The organism is Collinsella sp. OF02-10, assembly GCF_003463445.1.
Classification (GTDB): domain Bacteria; phylum Actinomycetota; class Coriobacteriia; order Coriobacteriales; family Coriobacteriaceae; genus Collinsella.
Map to the genome: position 1 here is coordinate 17538 of NZ_QSCW01000005.1, position 18729 is coordinate 36266.

The window sequence follows — 18729 nt, forward strand, 5'->3', positions numbered from 1 at the left end:
GTCTAGTGGGAGGCCTCGTCGTCGAGTGCGCGCTTAATGCGGTCGCCCTCGGCAAGGAGATTCTCCAGATAGCGCTGGTCGCGGTCCTTGAGCGCGCGGCTGTAGGCGCCAAGCGATTCGATCAGATGGTCGATCTCGAAGGCGAGCGCGTCGGCGTCGTCGATCATGAGCTCGGACCACATCTGGGGGTTGAGGTGCGCCACGCGGGTGAGATCGCGGTAGCTGCCGGCCGAAAAGCCGTGGTGGACCTGGGCAGTGGGGCTTTTGACGTAGGCGTTGGATACCACGTGCGCAAGCTGGCTCGTGAAGGCGATGACACGGTCGTGCTCGGCGGCGCTGGTCACGCTGAACTTGCCAAAGCCCAAGGGGCGCACCATCTCGCGCACCTGGCCCAAAAGCTCCAGCTTGAGCGCATCGTCCACCGCGGGCGGTACGAGCACCAGCGGGGCGCCCTGGAACAGGTCGGCGCGGGAGTGTGCATAGCCCGAGTACTGCGTGCCCGCCATGGGGTGCGCGCCCACAAAGTAAAAGCCGTGCTCGCGGGCAAGCTCAAAGGCGCGCTCGCACACGATACCCTTGACGCCCACCGTGTCAATTACCACGGGGCCCATGATGGCCTCGGTATCGGTGGCGTCGGCGAGTGCCTGGGCGTGTGCCTCGAGCCATTCGATGCAGGCTTCGGGGTAGCAAGCCAGGACGATGATGTCGCATTCGCCGAGTGTCTTGTCGTTGAGCTCTCCGGCGACGGTGCCCATGCTGGCGGCGGTCATGACATCGTCATCGGGATCCCAGGCCAGCACGCGAACGCCCGCCTGCGCATAGCCGCGGGCAAAGCTGCCGCCGATGAGGCCAAGGCCGACGATGCCGGCGCACTTGGGGCCGCCCTGGTTAACGCGCGCGTTTCTCACTGTACCCATGGGCTACTCCATGGTCTCTTGGCAGACAACCTCGCGGATGGCTCGGATGCGACGCATGGTGTCGTCGAACTGATCGGGGGTGAGGGCCTGAGCGCCGTCGGACCATGCGCGGCTGGGCTCGTCGTGGACCTCGATCTCCAGGCCGTTGGCACCGCAGGCGGTCGCGGCGAGCGCCATGGGCTCAACGTAGCGGGTGTAGCCGGTGGCGTGGCTGGGGTCGGCGACGACGGGCAGGTGCGACAGGTGGTGCAGCACCGGCACGGCGTTGAGGTCGAATGTGTTGCGAGTACGGGTCTCGAAGGTGCGGATGCCGCGCTCGCACAGGATGACGTTGTCGTTGCCCTCGCTCATGATGTACTCGGCGGCCATGAGCAGCTCATCGATCGTGCCGGACATGCCGCGCTTAAGCAAGATCGGAGTCTTGGTCTTGCCGACCTCTTTGAGCAGGGGGAAGTTCTGGGCGTTGCGGGCGCCGATCTGCATGACGTCGATCTTCTTGTCCAGGAAGACCTGCACGTCGCGTGGGTCCATGATCTCGGTGACGATCGGCATGTCGAGCTCAGCAGACGCCTCGCACAGCAGGTCCAGACCGGCGGGGCCCATGCCCTGGTAGGCGTACGGGGAAGTGCGGGGCTTGTAGGCACCGCCGCGCAGCATCGTGGCACCGGCGGCCTTCACGCGGCGGGCGATGCGGATGAGGTTCTCGCCCTCGACGGAGCACGGGCCGGCAATGACTTGGAACTGATCGCCGCCGATCTTGACGCCGTGGCCGCAGTCGATGACGGAGTCCTCGGGGTGGAACTTGCGATTGGCGCGCTTGAACGGCTCGGAGACGCGCTGCACGCGCTCGACGACGTCCATGGACTCGAGCAGGAACGGGTCGATCTTGGTCGTATCGCCCACCAGGCCGATGATCGTCTCATTCTCGCCGCGCGAGACGTCGGTCTTCAGGCCCTTTTTCTCAATCCAGCTGACGATATGGCTGACGGCCTCGTCGCTGGCGCTCTGCTTTAAAATTGCAATCATGGTGTGCCTCTCACCTCGATGGATAACCCTTGCAAAAACGGCCCGCATCGCGAGCCGTGTATATATGGTGCATGAGAGTTTATACTATCTGATTCGCTTTTGCCTTCTAAAGTGAGCCGTTGTGCCGCGTCTTCCTCGGAATTGCAAAGCTTTTTCTTTTATTTTGATAGCCCGTGGTGCACTTGGGTATAATGCCAAACGTTGGCCCTATTAGCTCAGGGGATTAGAGCGTCTGCCTCCGGAGCAGAAGGCCGTTGGTTCGAATCCAACATGGGGCACCATCGAACGTAAGGCCGTCCGAACCTCGCATGGTCCGGGCGGTTTTTCTTATACCGACGCGACGTGATGGGATGTGGTATGGCAGCAATGGATATCGAGCGCGGACTCTCGACCGCCGAGGTCGAGGAGCGCATCGCCGCCGGTAAGATCAACCGCAACATGGAGCTCAAGACCAAGTCGGTCAAAGAGCTCATCATCGAGAACCTCTGCGCGCTGTTCAATTTGATCAACGTGATCTTGGCGTTCCTGGTCATTTTGACCGGTTCGTTTAAGAATCTGACGTTCCTGTTCGTGGTGTTCCTCAATACTGCTATTGGCGTCATTCAATCCATGCGTTCCAAGAAGATGGTCGATAAGCTCACACTGCTGACCTCCAAGAAGGCCATCGCGGTGCGCGACGGCGCCGAGGTGGAGCTCGACCTGGACCAGATCGTGCTCGATGACATCATCCGCTTGGGGCGCGGCGACCAGATCCCCGCTGACGCCGTGGTGGTTTCGGGCGAGGCGCTCGTGAATGAGAGCCTGCTGACGGGCGAGAGCGATCTTATTAAGAAACAGCCCGGTTCCGAGCTCATGAGCGGCAGCTTTATCGACTCGGGCCTGCTGCGCGCCCGCGTGATCCATGTCGGCGCCGACAACTACGTAGCCAAAATTAATAACGAGGCCAAGTACGTCAAAAAGGTCAATTCCGAGATCATGAACGCGCTTAACGCCATCGTGCGGTTTGCGAGCATCATCATGATCCCGCTCGGTTTGGCGTTGTTTTCCTCGAGTGTGAGCGAGCTGTGGGATGCCGCGGGAACCCCGGGCGATAGCGCGCTTTCGTGGTGCTTCTCCGAGCTGCTGGCCGGCCGCGTGCCCTCGTCGGCGCTGCTGTCCACGGTGGGCGCCCTGCTGGGCATGATCCCGCAAGGCCTGGTGCTGCTGACCTCGTCGGTGCTCGCCATCGCCACGGTGCGCCTGGCCCGCCGCAAGGTGCTGGCGCAGCAGCTCTACTGCATCGAGACGCTCGCGCGCGTCGACGTGCTGTGCCTGGACAAGACGGGCACCATCACGTCGGGTCGCATGGAGGTCGAGGGCACGTATCCGCTGCCGGTCGAGGGTATGGGTGCGGGGGAGAGCGACGCCGCCGTCCCCGTCGATACCACGGTGCTCGATTTTGCGCTGGCTAACGTGGCGCGTGCGACTTCGGCCGATGCCAACGAGACCTGCCAGGCGCTGCTCAACTATTACGCCGATCGCCCGGTCGAGGTGTCTGAGCCGCTGTCGGTCATTCCGTTCTCGTCCTCCAAAAAGTGGAGTGGCGCTTCGTTTGCGCAGGGCTCCTATGTGATGGGCGCTGCGCAGTTTGTGCTTTCGGAGCGTGCGTTTTCGCAGGTCGAGAACCGTGTCGCCGAGCTTGCCGATACCTGCCGCGTGCTCGTGGTGGCGCGCGTGGACGGCTTTACGCCCGATGGCGATATGGTGGGCGAGGCCGAGCCCGTGGGCTTTGTGACCATACGCGACGAGATCCGTACCTCGGCGGCCGAGACCATCGGCTACTTTAACGAGCAGGGCGTGACCCTCAACGTGATCAGTGGCGACGACCCGCGTACGGTGTCGTCGATCGCGCGCGTGGTGGGCGTGCCGGGGGCGGACGCTTATGTGGACGCCACGACGCTCGATACGCCGGCCAAGCTCGATGCCGCAGTGGACCGCTACCATGTCTTTGGTCGTGTGACCCCGCAGCAGAAGCGCGAGCTCGTGCAGGCGCTCAAGCGCCGCGAGCACACCGTGGCCATGACGGGCGACGGCGTCAACGACGTGCTGGCGCTCAAGGAGGCCGACTGCTCCGTGGCCATGGCGGCCGGCTCCGATGCCGCGCGTAACGTGGCCGAGATCGTGCTCGTCGACAACGACTTTGCCTCGATGCCCGCCGTGGTGGCCGAGGGCCGTCGCTCCATCAACAACCTGCAACGTTCGGCCTCGCTGTTCCTGACTAAGACGCTGTTCTCGATGGGCCTGGCGGCGTTGTGCATCGCGCTGCCGCCGTACCCTTTCGAGCCGATTCAGATGACGCTCATCAACTTCTTCTGCATCGGCGCGCCGGGCTTTGTGTTGGGCCTGGAGCCCAACAATGCTCGCGTGAAGGGGTCGTTCCTGACGAACGTGCTCAAGCGGGCACTGCCGGCGTCGATTGCGGTCATTATGGCTGCGGCGCTCGATATCTTTGTGGCACGCGTGTTTGGCTTTAGCCAGCTCACGCTGTCTACGATGTGCCTGCTTACGTCGTGCGCGGCGAGCGTCAGCCTGATCTGGCGCATCTCGCAGCCTCTCACGCCCCTACGTGTGGTGCTCTTTGTGTTTGTAGTTGCCGGCATCCTGGTGGGCGTTATCGGATTCCCGAAGCTGCTGTCTATTGCCAACCTGTCGATGGGCCAGATGGTTATCTTGGCTGTCATCGTGGTCATTACCTGCTCGGTGTTCTTTAAGCTCGCCACGATGATGGATTCGCTCAAGCCGCGTCGTCGTCATGCCGCAACTGGTTTTGGCCGCGGTGTGCGCGTCCGCCTGGGTCGCGGTGGCGGCAAGGTGAGCTCGACGGGTTCGACGGCGGAGCGTTTTGCCAAGCGCGTCGCCGCCGACATGGCGCAGCGCCGCGAATCTCGCACCGTTCGTGAGGCCGAGGCCCGCGCACTCGAGGGCGTGGCCCAGGCCCAGCCCAAGAAAAAGAAGGGTAGCGGAGCCAAGCGCTCTCGCGTAACCAAGTCCGCCCAAGGCATCAAAGTCTCGATGCCGAGCAAAAAGAAGAAGTAACTACGCACCCTGGCGATGTTGAATTGGTGCCTTGCTCCTGTGGGGCCGTGGCGATGTTATGCTCTAACCTCGATTGTTTGAATTGCTTCGAAAAGAGGATGCCGTGATCTGCCCGCATTGCCTTAAGACTATCGAGGACGGCGCCTCGTTCTGCCCCTACTGCAACGCCTATGTGGGTCCGGGCGATGGTCCCGAGCACACCGAGTTCGTGTTCTGTGAGGGCTGCGGTGCCCGTCTTTCTCCGCATGATCGTACGTGCCCCAAATGCGGACGCCCTGCTCCGGGTATCCTCTCCGAGGACGCGGCCGCATCCGACCTGGCAGCGGGCCGCACGGCGGGCTTTCCGCGCCTAACGCAAGAGCAGATCGACACCGAGGTGCCGCATGCGCCGGCCTCTGCCGCTGCGGTGCTTTCGGACGCCGCCGACCCCAATGAGACCTGCGTGCTGCCGGCTTTCGATAAGGATTTCGGTATTCCCAAGGTCGATATTCCCATGCCCGTTTCCCTGCATGACGATGCTCAAAAACCCAAGCGCAAGGTGCACCCCGACGAGGACGCCTATCACAAGCACAAGCGTCATATTCCCAAGCCGCTCATTATCATCGCGGTCCTTGCCGTCGTTTGCGGCGGTGCCTATTGGTTCGTGACGACCGATCCCATGGGTGTTATGCCCGGCTTCTACGACCAGTTTGGCCAAGCTGCACAGACCACCTTCCCCACGCGCCAAAAGGGCGAGGCCACTGAGGACGATGCCAAGCAGGACGATTCTGCGGAGGTGGTCCAGGAAGAAACCGTGCTCACCGATGATCAGCTCTATACCAGGCTGGACGGTCTGTATCAGACCATCGTGTCCTATGCTGACGAGGACCAGATTGGCGAGGTCATCGATTCCTTTAACAACGGCTATCTCCGAACGCCGCTGTCCACCCGTCAGGAGCTGTCGCAGAGTGCCTACGCCCTGCGTGACCAGATTAAAAAGACGCAAGATGAGCTCAACAATCTTAAGTATCAGGACGATACGGTCTATGCGGACGACATCGCCCACTTAAAGCAGCTTGCCGAGTGGATGTATGAGCGCGTTGACGTGATCTGCCAGAGCTGGGATATCTCGCTGGCCATTCCCGATGGCGAGTCGATGAGTTCCCACCAAAGCGAGATCCTGGCGCCCATCGCGCAGGGTGGCAACAGCGCGCTGAACCAGTACGACGCCAATGTGGGTTCCTGGAAGCCGCAGCAGCGTTCCTAAAAATAGTTCGCCATAGTCGGCATAACCTACGTGCGCAATTGATGTAAGCCCGTGCTTATTGCTACAATTCGTATAAATATGCTTTAAACGCACGAGGAAGGAACCACATGTTTGGTTTTAAGAAAGAGCTCTACACGCCCGGGTATCAGCTTGTCGGCGACGAGTGCGCCGTAATCGAGACGTCGAAGGGTACCATCAAGGTCAAGTTTGACGGCGAGGGCGCTCCCATTCATGTCGCGAACTTCTGCGAGCTTTCCACGATGGGCTTCTATGATGGCCTTAAGTTCCATCGCTATGTGCCCGGTTTTGTTATCCAGGGCGGGGACCCCAATACCCGCGACATGTCCGGCGCCGACGTCGCCGCCGGTCTTGAGGGCCCCGACGGCATGCCCGGTACCGGTGGCCCCGGCTACTGCATCAAGGGCGAGTTCGCCACCAATCCGCGCAACAGCCATGTCGATGGCGCCCTTGCCATGGCGCGCTCCATGGACCCCGATTCCGCGGGTTCGCAGTTCTACTTCTGCCTGGGTGCCCAGCATAACCTCGATTCCGGTTACACCGTCTTTGGTACCACGGTCGAGGGTCTCGATGTGATTTCGCAGCTGCGTGCCGGCGACGAGATCGTTCATGTCGAGATCGTTCACGAGTAAAGGGGACTTCCTTGAATAGCCAGCTGATCCAACAGGGCCGCGCCGCTTACCGCGCGGGTGATTTTTCCGCTGCAGCCCAGATGCTTGGGGCGGCAAAGACTCCCGATGAGATTATGGGCGAGGCCGACCACCTTCGTGGCAACGCCTTGATGCACCTGGGCATGTATGCCGAGGCCGCCGAGGCCTATGCCGCCGCCCTCAACGACGGCACCTACGGCAAGCGCGGCGCGCTGCTCACCAACCGCGGCAAGGCGCTCGCCGCGGTGGGCGACTACACGACGGCCGCTCAGGCGTTCTCTGCTGCTACGCAGGATGCTTCCTATGCCACGCCGTTCAAGGCCTATCTGGGTCTGGGCAATGCGCTGTTCCAATCGGGCGACTATGCCAACGCGGGAACCGCCTTCCGTCAGGCTGCCATCGACGGCGCCAATCCGGCTCCTGCCGCCGCACTCGGCGAGCTCGGTCGTTGCTTCATTAAGCTCGGCCGTCCGGCGGATGCCGTGGAGACCTACCGCACGGCTATCGACTTTGCCGGCCCCCGCGACGACACGCGTGCGCTCAACGCCGGCATGGGTCAGGCGCTTTCTGCCGCCGGCCGTCCCTCCGACGCACTCGACGCCTTTAACGCCGCTACTGCCGATGGCATCTACCAGCTCACCTCCGAGCAGGCCGATGAGCTTGCCCGCGTGCAGGATTCGCTTGCTGCGCTGTCTGCCCAGACGGCTATGGCCACGGCTCCGGCGCCCGCGATGGACGCTCCTGCCGTCGATCCGCTCGATCCTACGGGCGCGACCGGTCAGTTTATGCCCGATCCCTCGGACACCGGCTTCTTTACGCTGTCCGAGTCCGAGATGGTCCAGCAGGACCGTCAGGATCGTAAGCAGGCCAAGGTCCGTCGTCGCCATCGCCACACGGGTCTTAAAGTCTTCATCGTGCTGCTTCTGCTCATTTTGATCGCCGCGGGCGGTCTGGGCTTTGCCTACACGCGCGGCTTTGGCTTCCCGTCTCAGGAGTCTGTCGTTACCGATCTGTTCCAGGCTGCCGGCGACGGTGACGCCGCAAAGGCCGAGTCTTGCCTGGCCTCGAGCCTGTCCGAGGACGCTAAGTCGATGATCATCTCCTCGATTCCGCAGGGTGCCACCGTGTCCGTCGAGGGCATGGATCAGTCCATGACCGAGACGACCGCCAAGGTGAAGGCATCGCTGTCCAAGGGCGGCGAGCAGGAGTACACCGTCAAATTCGTGCGCTCCGACAACCATATCGGCTGGGCCGTTTCTTCGCTTGATATGGATTTCTCGGCTGCTGACAACCAGTAGTGACCTTATGGGATTTAGCTTTGCCCGGCGCTTCACCGCAAGTGAGGCGCCGGGCTTGCGCTAGTATGATGAGCTAGTAGTTTTCCAGCAATCATCCAACACATCAGGAGTTGCGTTGTTTTCTTTGATGGATATGTTCTTCGGTAGCTATGCGGGCGATCTTGCCATCGACCTCGGCACCGCCAATACGCTTGTCTCCGTGCGCGGCAAGGGCATCGTCATTCGCGAGCCCTCTGTTGTCGCCATCGACAAGAACGACGAGCGCATCTTGGCGGTCGGTATCGAGGCAAAGCGCATGCTCGGCCGTACGCCCGGCAACATCGTGGCCGTTCGTCCCCTGAAGGACGGCGTCATCGCCGACTTCGATGTTACCGAGGCCATGCTTCGCTACTTTATCGACAAGGCGTCCGAGAAGCGCTATCCGTGGACTCCGCGTCCGCGTGTTGTCGTCTGCGTTCCCTCCGGTGTCACGTCGGTCGAGAAGCGTGCTGTCTTTGAGGCCACGATCCAGGCCGGTGCCCGCCAGGCCTATCTGATCGAAGAGCCCATGGCGGCTGCCATCGGCGCCGACCTGCCCGTCGAGGAACCCACCGGCTCCATGGTCATCGACATCGGTGGCGGTACCACCGAGGTTGCCGTTATCGCTATGGGCGGCATCGTCGTCTCGCAGTCCATCCGTATTGCCGGCGACGAGTTCGATCAGGCCATCCTCACGCACGTTCGTGATGCCTACAACCTGGCCATCGGCGAGCGTACGGCAGAGGACATCAAGATCAAGGTCGGCTCCGCCGTGCCGCTCAAGGACGAGCTCGACGTCGAGGTCAACGGCCGCGACGTGATCACCGGTCTGCCCAAGACCGTGCGCATCGAGAGCGAGGAGATTCGTCGCGCACTCAACAAGCCGCTCGACGAGATGGCCAAGGCCGTCAAGGACGCACTCGACGCTACGCCTCCCGATCTTGCCTCGGACCTTATGTACTATGGCATTTTGCTGACCGGTGGCGGCGCGCTGCTGCGCGGTCTCGATGTGCGCCTGCGCGATGAGACCGGCGTTTCGGTCAATGTTAGCCCCACGGCGCTCGATAACGTTGTTAACGGCTGTGCCCGCGTGCTCGAGGCCAATGCGTTTGATGGCGGCTTCGTCCAGACCAATGCTTAATTTCCAAAAGGTGGATTCCATTTGGCACGATCTTCGGGTTTCTCCACAAATCTGAATACCAAGCGACAATCAACGGGTATGCGCCCGTTGATTGTTTTCAGCCTGATTTCGGTGTTGCTGCTCACGTTTTACATCCGCGAGGGCGAGGCAGGACCGATTCATGCCGTGCGCTCGGGCGTGACGACGATTACCTCGCCGGTGCGCTTTGTGGGCTCGGCTGTGGCGGCTCCCTTCAATGCGATCGGTAACGTGTTCTCTAACCTTACGGCGTCGCAGGACACGCTTGACGAGCTTAAGAAGCAAAACGAGGAACTGACCTCTAAGGTTGCCGAGCTCTCCGAGGCTCAAAAGACCGCCGAGCGACTGGAGGGGCTGGTCGGCCTGCAGTCGACCTACAACCTCAAATCAACCGCAGCTCGTATCGTCGGCGCTTCGGGCGATGCCTGGACCTCGACCGTCACCATCGATAAGGGTTCTGCCGACGGTCTTACCATCAACATGCCTGTGACGAGTTCTGCCGGTGTCATAGGCCAGATTATCGAGGTCTCGGCCAAGACGTCCACCGTGCGCCTGATTGGCGACGAGAACTCGGGCGTATCCGCTATGGTGCAGGACACGCGCGCCCAGGGCATGCTGCAGGGTCAGGCTGACGGCACGCTGCGTCTTGAGTACGTGAGCGTCGACTCCGACGTTAAGGTTGGCGACATCATCGTGACCTCGGGCATTGGCGGTGTGTTCCCCAAGGGTCTACCGCTCGGCACCGTCTCGTCGGTTGAGAAATCGGCAAACGACGTGTACTACACCATTGTGGTGCGCGCCCAGACGACGGCCGAGAACAACGAGGAAGTGCTGGTCATTACCTCGCTGACCGACGAACAGTCGGCCTCGGATGAGGACGTGAACACGGCCAACAGCACGCCGCAGGGAACGTCGCGCGATGCTGCGACCAAGACGAAGGACGAGAGCCCGGATGACAGTTCCGACACGTCCGAGACGACCGATTCCGGCTCGAGCGAATAGGGGGCATGTCCATGGATCTACATGAGCAGGGGATGAGCTCCCGCACGTTTGTAATCGCCGCCATCGTGTGCGTGCTGTTGCAGGCAGGCCTGGCACCGCAGATCTCCATTGCGGGCGGTCGCGTCAACTTTATGATTATCCTGGTGTGCCTAAGCGTGTTCTCGGGCGACCCGACCCGTGCCGTCGTGTGCGGTTTTTGCAGCGGCTTGTTCTATGACCTTTCCGCTGCCGTGCCGGTGGGCGTTATGTCGCTCCTGCTGACCGTGGGTTCTTTTGCCCTGGTGCATAGCGCTGCCGGTCAGACGGGCGGTACCCCGAGTGCGCGCGGCATCACTGTGGGCGCCTTCGCGTTCGTCATTAATGTGATCTACAGCATCATCTTGCTGTTTATGGGTTTGGAGACGAGCTTTGTCGTGGCGATCTTCGGCCATGCACTGCCGTCTTCGATCCTGACGGGTCTGGTTGCCATTCCGTTTTTGATGTCCGGCGTCGTGCCGCAGTCCGGTTATGGATTCTCCGCACGTGGCGGACGCCAGACGGGCATGCGCTTTAAGCCCAAGACCCGTAAGCTCAAATAGGGGAGGCTCGTAGATGTCTTCCCAGATGACGGTTATTATCGCCGGTATCGTGCTGGTTGTGGCCATCGTGGTCGCACTGGTCATCATGCGTCGCGGCGATTCTCGTTTTACCTACGATACGCAGCATGGAACGGCCCCGCGCGCCACCGAGGGCGAGGGCAATACCGCGGCGACCGCCTTTAAGGGCCGCTTCTCCATCCTCACCACGGGTGTGGGCGCGATGTTCGCGGCGCTTGCCGTCAAGCTGTGGGGCATGCAGATGGTCTCGTCGGACTATTACGAAAAGCAGGCTAATAGCAATCAGACGCGCACCGTTACCACACCCGCTGTGCGCGGCCGCATCCTCGACCGCAATGGCGTGGCACTTGTCCAGAACCGTCCCTCACTTGCTGTCGTGGCCTACCGCGACCTTGCCGAGGATGAGGTTCTGGTTCGCCATCTTGCCAACGTGCTCGGTATGCCCTACGTGGCGGTTCTGCGCAATATTCAGGACAATTCCGAGGGCGCTCAGAGCCTGCATACCATCGCGACGGACGTCCGTCGCTCCACGGTTGCCTATATTCAGGAGCACGCCGGCGAGTTCCCGGGCGTCAAGATTGCCGAGCGTACCGAGCGCCAGTATCCATATGGCGAGACGGCATGCCATATCTTGGGCTATACCGGCACCATTACCTCCGAGCAGCTCGAGGCCCAGAATAAGAAAACCTCTGGTGATGATGATGCTTCTGCTGGCCGGATTACGTACCAGTCGGGCGATATCGTGGGCCAGGCGGGTGTTGAGAGCTACTACGAAAACCTGCTGCAGGGTATTCGTGGCGAGCAGACCGTCAAGGTCGATGCCTCGGGCAACGTGACCGGTCAGGCCGGCGCCGTGCCCGCCAAGGCCGGCTCCGACATTAAGCTCACGCTCGACCTTAAGATCCAACAGGCCTGTGAGACGGCGCTGGCGAGCGCCATCGAGCTTGCCAAGACCACTGGCTACAGCAATGCCGGCAACGGCGCTGTGGTGTGTCTCGATCCCAACAATGGCGAGATCCTGGGCATGGCGAGCGAGCCCAAGTTCGATCCGTCCGTCTTTATCGGCGGCGTCTCAAATGACGTGTGGACCGAGCTCAATGATGACAAGGGTTCGCACCCGCTGCTCAACCGCGCCATTAGCGGACAGTACATGTCGGCCTCGACCATCAAGCCGCTCTCGGCACTGGCTGGTCTTGAGTTTGGAACCTACACTTCAACGCAGACAACCAACTGCACGGGCTATTGGACGGGCTTGGGCAAGGCTTGGGGCAAGCGCTGCTGGCTGACGTCTGGCCACGGCACCATGACGCTGCAGTCGGGTATCGCCAACTCGTGCGACCCCGTCTTCTACGACATGGGCAAGGCGTTCTTTTATGACGAGCAACATTCCGAGGGCCTGCAGGAGGTCTTTCGTCGCTGGGGCCTAGGCAAGACCTGCGGTATCGATCTGCCGAGTGAGGGCGCGGGCCGTATTCCCGATGCCGAGTGGAAAGAGTCGTACTTTACCGACGCCTCTGCCGAGGACCGCAAGTGGAATGCCGGCGATATGACCAACATTGCCATCGGCCAGGGCGACATCCTGGTGACGCCCCTGCAGATGGCGTGCGCCTATATGGGTCTTGCCAACGGCGGCAAACAGTACGTGCCTCACGTGTTTTTGTCTGCCGTGTCGCGCGATGGCGACGGCGATGCCTATAAGTACAACGGCAAGGGCAAGAAGAAGCGCCTGGAGGCCAAGATCAACAGCGATTCGGATTTAGCTCTTGTTCGCAACGGTATGCACGACGTGATTTACACGGCATCGACGTCCCTGGCGGCTCACTTTGGCAACCTGACGCCTCAGGTATACGGCAAGTCGGGCACGGGCGAGAAAAGCGGCGAGGACGAATACGCGTGGTTCTGCGCCTATGCACCGGCCGATGATCCCAAGTATGTCATCGCTACTGTCCTGGAGCAGGGCGGCGGTGGCTCAGATACCGCGATGCATGTCGTGCGCGACGTGCTCGGCGTGATTTATGACGAGCCCGATACCTCTTCGGCCTCGGGCGATTCTTCGGTTCGATAGGAGGTTGCGATGGATTTTTCTCCGGCGGATCTGTTCCGTTCAACCAAGACCGGCTCTCGCAGCAGCCTGGACCGTGTCAACAAGCAACTTTCGGCCTCGCGCGGTACGTTTCGCCAAAAGGTGCATATCGGTGTGCTGCTGGCTACCGTCGCGCTCGTTGCCTATGGCGCCATCATTATTTGGTCGGCGTCACAGTTTAAGGCCGATGCCTCGTTCTCACGTCATCTTCTGGGAATTGGCATCGGGGCGGTGCTGGCGGTGCTCGTCTGGCGTACCGACCTGCGCGGTATTTCCAATTTCTCGACAGCGTTGCTCGTCATCGACCTGATCGTTATCTTCTCGCCCAAGATTCCGGGTCTGTCCTATACAGGCGGTCTGGGCATGACGGGCTGGATCAAGATTCCCGGTATCGGCTTGACATTCCAGCCGGTTGAGCTTGCCAAGCTCATCACCATCTTCTTTATCGCCACGCTTGGCTCGCAGTATAACGGCCGCATCGATACCGTTCGCGACTACGTCAAGCTCTGCGGCATGCTGTCCATCCCGTTTTTGGCCGTCGTTGCCATGGGCGACCTGGGCTCGGGCCTGGTCGTGCTGGTCTCGGGCGCCATCGTCATCTGCATGAGCGGTGCACGCCGCGAATGGGTGCTGTCGACCCTGGCCCTGCTCGTGGGCCTGGTGGCCCTCGTCCTGGCGCTCGATTCGGTCTTTGATTCGTTGCTCGGCCACGATGTGCTCATCAAGCAGTATCAGATGAACCGCCTGACGGTCTTTATCGACCCCGATAATGCCGATTCGGACGATGCCTACAATCTGCAGCAGTCGCTTATCGCCGTTGGCTCGGGTGGCTTCTTTGGTAAGGGTTTGGGCCATGCGACGCAGTCGGCCGGCGGCTTTCTGCCTGAGTTCCACACCGACTTCGTCTTCGCCTTCCTGTCCGAGACCTTTGGCTTTTGCGGTTCCTTTTTGCTCCTATGCCTCTACGTGCTGCTGATCTTTTCGACGATTCGCGTCGCCTTTAAGTGTGAGTCGCTGTTCTTGCGTCTTTCGTGTGTGGGCATCGTTGGCATGTGGGCGTTCCAGACCTTCGAAAACATCGGCATGTGCATCGGCATGATGCCGATTACCGGTATTCCGCTACCGTTTATTAGCTTCGGTTCGTCTTCGATGATGATTCAGCTGCTGACGGTGGGTATCGTACAATCCATATGGCGGCATCGTTCGGGCGCCGCGTAACCGCTGGAGGGGTTTGCTATGAAAATTCCCGTAGATAAGTTGACCCGCGCTTTTAAGATGGGCGCGTCCGTTAAGAAGGATTCCGATACGCCGGTGCGCGTCTCGGTCTATTTGGATTCGTCCGCCTCGCGCTTTCTGGCCGAGACGGTGCGTGACGCCTTTGTGCCGCAGACGACCTCGGGCATTGTACGCGTCGAGCGTCTGGGGGAGGAGCGAATTGCTCCAAAGACCGATACCGATGTGGTGCTGGTGCTCTCGTGCGGCTCCGACCGCTTGGAGAGTGCCGTGCAGGAGCTCGTGATCGCCGGCGCGCCCGTGTGCGTGCTTGCCGAGTCAGCTGTGGAGGTGCCGTTTATCGAGGAGTCCACGCCCATGCTCGGCGTGGTGGCGGCAACCGATAAGACGTATCTGCTCGAGACGCTTGCCCGCTGGATTCTCGATCGCACCGAAAAGGAAACGGCTTTTGCGGCGAACTTTGCCTTCATGCGCATCGCGGCGGCCAACCGTATCATCACCTCGTGCGCGCTCACCAATATGGCGACCGGTGCGCTGGTGTTTTTGCCGGGCGCCGATTATCCCGTTATGGCGCTGGCGCAGGTGGGCATGCTCTTTGAGCTCGCTGCCGTCTTTGGACACGGCATTAAGCCTGAGCGCGGCTACGAGGTCGCGGGCGTGCTTGCCGGCGGTCTTGTGATCCGCGCGGTCACCCGTGCGCTCGTCAAGCAGACGCCGCATATTGGGTTTGCCGTCAAGGCGCTCACTGCTGCCGCGGGCACCTATGGCATGGGCCGTGCGCTCGTTTCGCTCTACGAGCGCGATGTCGACTACAGCCGTGCCAACGAGGTAGTCACTGCCACGTTCTCCCGCGTTCGTGATCTGGTGACCACGGTCGCGGGCGCTACCCGTCCTATGGCGTCCTACCAAGACGCATCCGATCTCGCTGCTTAGGGGTTTTCTGTTGCGCGTTGCATACCAAGACTGTTTTCATTTAATTGAGCCGCTGCTCGCCAAGGTCGAGAAACCGAGCCGCTATATCGATCACGAGTGGGGCACGCTTTCCAAGGCCGATGCCGATTACCGTTGTTGCCTGATCTATCCGGACGTATACGAGGTCGGTCTGCCCAACCAAGGTATCGCCATCCTCTACAACATTCTTAACCAGGCCGAGGGCATCTCCTGCGAGCGTGGCTATGTGCCGTGGCCCGATATGGGTGACGCTATGCGCGAGGCGGGCATTCCGCTGCTGTCGCTCGAGGGTGCAGCGCCGGTCGCTTCGTTTGATATCGTCGGCCTGCATGTGCCGCACGAGATGGCGGTGACGAACTTCCTCGAGGCACTCGATCTCGCTGGCATTCCGCTGTTAGCGGCCGACCGAGGCGAAGACGACCCCATCATCATCGCCGGCGGTCCCTCGGTGTACAACCCCGAGCCGTACGCGGCCTTCTTCGATGCCATCCTCATCGGCGAGGGCGAGGAATCGCTGCTCGAGACCTGCCAGCTGCATCGCCGCCTGCGCGACGAAGGAGTCCCGCGCGCGCAGATTGTTGAGCAGCTTGCATCCATTGCCGGCAACTACGTGCCGTCGCTCTATGAGGTTCGTCACGACGAGCCCTGCTCGCCGCATGGCTACACCGTGCCGCGTGAAGGCAAGGATGCGCCGACCGTGGTCTACAAGCGCGTCGTCGAGGATTTCGGCGCCACGAATCCGCTGTCGCAGTCGTGCGTGCCCTATGCGCAGCTGGTTCACGACCGCCTGTCTATCGAGATCCTGCGCGGCTGCGCCCGCGGCTGTCGTTTTTGTCAGGCCGGCATGACGTATCGCCCGGTGCGCGAGCGCTCGGCCGGCCAGATCGTCTCGTCGGTGATTCAGGGTCTGGAAAAGACCGGCTATGACGAGGTGTCGCTGACCTCGCTCTCCACGACCGACCACTCCTGCATTCGCGACGTGCTCGGCAGGCTCAACCGCCGCCTGGAGGATACGGGTATTCGCGTGTCTATTCCGTCGCAGCGCCTGGATTCGTTTGGCGTGGATATGGCCGAGTCGGTCGCCGGCGAAAAGAAGGGCGGCCTGACGTTCGCGCCCGAGGCCGGCAGCCAGCGCATGCGCGACATCATTAACAAGAACGTGACCGAGGAGGACCTGGACCGTGCGGCCAAGGCGGCCTTCGAGGCCGGCTGGAACCGCATGAAGCTCTACTTTATGATGGGCCTTCCCGGCGAGCGCGACGAGGACATCGTGGCCATCGCCAATCTGGCCGATCACGTGCTGGAGCTCGGTCGTTCCGTGGTGCCCAAGGCTCGTCGCGGCTCGATCTCGGTGTCCATCTCGGTTTCGGTCTTTATCCCCAAGGCTGCCACGCCGTTCCAGTGGTGCCCGCAGCTCGACTACGACGACGTCAAGCGTCGCCAGAAGCTGCTCATCACGAGCGTTCGCAACCGTGCCGTCCGCGTGCATTACCACGATGCCGAGACCTCGCTCATCGAGGCCGCGCTGTCCCGCGCCGGTCGTGACATGACGCCCGTCATCATCGACGCTTGGCGCGCTGGCTCTCGCTTTGACGCCTGGGTAGAGCATTTTTCGCTCGATAACTGGAAGGAGGCTGCTGCCAAAAACGGCATCGACCTCAATGAGCTCGTGCACCTGCCCTACGAGTTGGACTGGCGCCTACCGTGGGAGCATGTGAGCCCCGGCTGCACGCGTGGCTTCCTCGAGCGCGAGTGCCGTCGCTCACTCGAGGGCGTCACGACTCCCGACTGCACCCGCACGTCGTGCACCGGCTGCGGAATCTGCCCCACGCTTCACGCCAAGAATGTATTGATGGGTGATCGCGCATGAGTGAGCGCCTGACCGACAACCCCACGCTCTTTAGACTTCGTGTTCGCTATGGCAAGCGCGATCGCCTTAAGTACCTGGGCCATCTCGAAGTAATCCATACCATTGAGCGCATCGTGCGCCGCGCGGGACTTCCCTATGCCGTCACGCAGGGCTTTTCTCCGCACATGCGCGTGGGCTTCTCTTCGGCGCTACCGGTGGGTACGTCGTCGACCTGCGAGTGGTATGACCTGTTTATGACCGAGTTCGTGGCGCTCGACGAGGCGTTTGGGCGCCTGGCTGCGGCGTCTCCGGCCGATCTGGCGCCCATCGAGGCGGCGTATATCGACGTGCGCACGCCGGCGTTGACGGCGCAACTCACGCGTCTGTCGTATCGCATCGACCTGCACTTGGATCCCGAGGCGCCCGTAAGCGCCGACGAGGTGCGTCGTGCGATCGACACGCTGCGCGCGGACCATGGCATCGACTACGCGCGCGGCAAAAAGAGCAAGCGCTTGGATTTGGATCACACGCTCGTGGGCTATGAGCTCACGGCTGGGGAGCGTCCGGACCATTTGGTGCTCATGCTCGACACCCATGCCGACAACGAGGGCTCCATGCGTCCGGAAATTTTGCTTTCCGCTGCTGATGTTTTGTTGCAGGGCTTGACCCCGGGCGTGGATGCACCTATTGTTTCCACCGGTATGCAAGACCTCGTGACCATCTGCTCCTACGATGTCGAGCGTCAGAATCAAGCATGCGAGGACGACGAGGGCCGACTCGTCAGCCCCATACCTGTGCGAACTTGTGGATTTGCTCCACATACTCGTTGACGGGGGTATTTTCGCCTGCTACTATATTCGGCTGTTGCACTAACTGATGCATGAAGGGCAAGTAAACATGTACGCAATCGTTAACACGGGCGGCAAGCAGTACAAGGTCGCCACCGACGATGTCATCACCGTCGAGAAGATCGAGGGCAATGAGGGCGACAAGGTCACCCTGCCGGTCATCTTCCTCAACGATGGTAAGAAGATCGTCACCGATCCCGACAAGCTGGCCAAGGCCAAGGTTACCGCTCAGATCGTTGAGCAGTTCAAGGGCGAGAAGCAGCTGGTCTTCAAGTTCCACAAGCGTAAGCGCTATCGTCGTCTGAAGGGTCACCGTCAGCAGCTCACCAAGCTGAAGATCGTGAAGGTCCAGGCTACGTCCCGCGCCAAGAAGGCTGTCAAGGCAGAGGCCGAGGCTGTTGCCGAGGCTCCCGTCGCCGAGTAGATTACACTCGTAACGAAAGAGTAGGTATACACAATGGCACACAAAAAAGGACTCGGTTCCTCCCGTAATGGCCGTGACTCCCGCGGTCAGCGCCTTGGCACGAAGCGCTATGCCGGCCAGACGGTAACCACGGGCACGATTCTCGTCCGTCAGCACGGCACGCACATCCACCCGGGTGAGAACGTTGGCCGTGGCAAGGACGACACGCTGTTCGCGCTGGTCGACGGTACCGTTGAGTTCCACAAGGGTATCAAGCACAGGGTCAGCGTACGCCCGCTCGCGAACGCGTAATTCACCCTTCATAGAGCACATATGTGGGAGGCACTTGAGTTTTAG

Annotated in this window: 16 protein-coding genes and 1 tRNA gene; 15 read left to right on the plus strand and 2 right to left on the minus strand. The window is 61.2% G+C overall.

Features of this window, described 5'->3' with window-relative positions:
• Positions 1-2: 2 nt before the first annotated feature.
• Positions 3-917 (minus strand): prephenate dehydrogenase/arogenate dehydrogenase family protein, encoded by a 915-nt coding sequence (locus DXA43_RS03690; protein WP_117564237.1) that lies wholly within the window; start codon positions 915-917, stop codon positions 3-5.
• Positions 918-920: 3 nt separating this feature from the next.
• The gene (gene aroF, locus DXA43_RS03695) at positions 921-1943 is read right to left on the minus strand and encodes a 3-deoxy-7-phosphoheptulonate synthase (protein ID WP_117629151.1); all 1023 of its coding nucleotides are present in this window, start codon (positions 1941-1943) and stop codon (positions 921-923) included.
• A gap of 204 nt (positions 1944-2147) precedes the next feature.
• Between aroF and DXA43_RS03700 the strand changes: the two genes are divergently transcribed.
• The 15 genes from DXA43_RS03700 (at position 2148) to rpmA (ending at position 18684) form a co-directional block, all read left to right on the plus strand.
• Positions 2148-2224: transfer RNA gene (locus DXA43_RS03700), tRNA-Arg, on the plus strand.
• A gap of 76 nt (positions 2225-2300) precedes the next feature.
• Entirely contained in the window at positions 2301-5018 is a 2718-nt protein-coding gene (locus DXA43_RS03705) for an HAD-IC family P-type ATPase (RefSeq protein WP_199580516.1), read from the plus strand.
• Positions 5019-5121: 103 nt separating this feature from the next.
• On the plus strand, positions 5122-6264 hold the full coding sequence (locus tag DXA43_RS03710) for a zinc ribbon domain-containing protein (RefSeq protein WP_158561643.1): 1143 nt from the start codon (positions 5122-5124) through the stop codon (positions 6262-6264).
• 107 nt (positions 6265-6371) lie between these two features.
• Positions 6372-6914 carry a peptidylprolyl isomerase gene (locus DXA43_RS03715; protein ID WP_117736658.1) on the plus strand — a complete coding sequence of 181 codons (543 nt, stop codon included), beginning with the start codon at positions 6372-6374 and terminating at the stop codon, positions 6912-6914.
• Positions 6915-6925: 11 nt separating this feature from the next.
• Positions 6926-8230: a tetratricopeptide repeat protein gene (locus tag DXA43_RS03720; RefSeq protein WP_233502548.1), complete on the plus strand. Its 1305-nt coding sequence runs from the start codon at positions 6926-6928 to the stop codon at positions 8228-8230.
• Between the two features lie 127 nt (positions 8231-8357).
• Positions 8358-9389 (plus strand): rod shape-determining protein, encoded by a 1032-nt coding sequence (locus tag DXA43_RS03725; protein ID WP_006236061.1) that lies wholly within the window; start codon positions 8358-8360, stop codon positions 9387-9389.
• A gap of 78 nt (positions 9390-9467) precedes the next feature.
• Positions 9468-10409 (plus strand): rod shape-determining protein MreC, encoded by a 942-nt coding sequence (mreC, locus tag DXA43_RS03730; protein WP_117564242.1) that lies wholly within the window; start codon positions 9468-9470, stop codon positions 10407-10409.
• Between the two features lie 11 nt (positions 10410-10420).
• The gene (locus DXA43_RS03735; RefSeq protein ID WP_117646379.1) at positions 10421-10987 is read left to right on the plus strand and encodes a hypothetical protein; all 567 of its coding nucleotides are present in this window, start codon (positions 10421-10423) and stop codon (positions 10985-10987) included.
• 13 nt (positions 10988-11000) lie between these two features.
• Positions 11001-13070 (plus strand): penicillin-binding protein 2, encoded by a 2070-nt coding sequence (gene mrdA / locus DXA43_RS03740; protein ID WP_117806295.1) that lies wholly within the window; start codon positions 11001-11003, stop codon positions 13068-13070.
• A 9-nt stretch (positions 13071-13079) separates the two neighbouring features.
• A complete protein-coding gene (locus DXA43_RS03745) occupies positions 13080-14306 on the plus strand; it encodes an FtsW/RodA/SpoVE family cell cycle protein (RefSeq protein ID WP_055249988.1) in 1227 nt (408 codons plus the stop codon).
• A gap of 18 nt (positions 14307-14324) precedes the next feature.
• Positions 14325-15254 (plus strand): YcjF family protein, encoded by a 930-nt coding sequence (locus tag DXA43_RS03750; protein WP_117806296.1) that lies wholly within the window; start codon positions 14325-14327, stop codon positions 15252-15254.
• 10 nt (positions 15255-15264) lie between these two features.
• A complete protein-coding gene (locus tag DXA43_RS03755; protein WP_117806297.1) occupies positions 15265-17142 on the plus strand; it encodes a TIGR03960 family B12-binding radical SAM protein in 1878 nt (625 codons plus the stop codon).
• The gene (locus DXA43_RS03760; protein WP_099431827.1) at positions 17139-17951 is read left to right on the plus strand and encodes a TIGR03936 family radical SAM-associated protein; all 813 of its coding nucleotides are present in this window, start codon (positions 17139-17141) and stop codon (positions 17949-17951) included. Before DXA43_RS03755 ends, DXA43_RS03760 begins: the two co-directional genes overlap by 4 nt.
• Before the next feature lie 67 nt (positions 17952-18018).
• Positions 18019-18393 (plus strand): 50S ribosomal protein L21, encoded by a 375-nt coding sequence (rplU, locus tag DXA43_RS03765; RefSeq protein WP_035138585.1) that lies wholly within the window; start codon positions 18019-18021, stop codon positions 18391-18393.
• 33 nt (positions 18394-18426) lie between these two features.
• Positions 18427-18684 (plus strand): 50S ribosomal protein L27, encoded by a 258-nt coding sequence (rpmA, locus tag DXA43_RS03770; RefSeq protein ID WP_006236075.1) that lies wholly within the window; start codon positions 18427-18429, stop codon positions 18682-18684.
• The last annotated feature ends 45 nt before the right edge of the window (positions 18685-18729 follow it).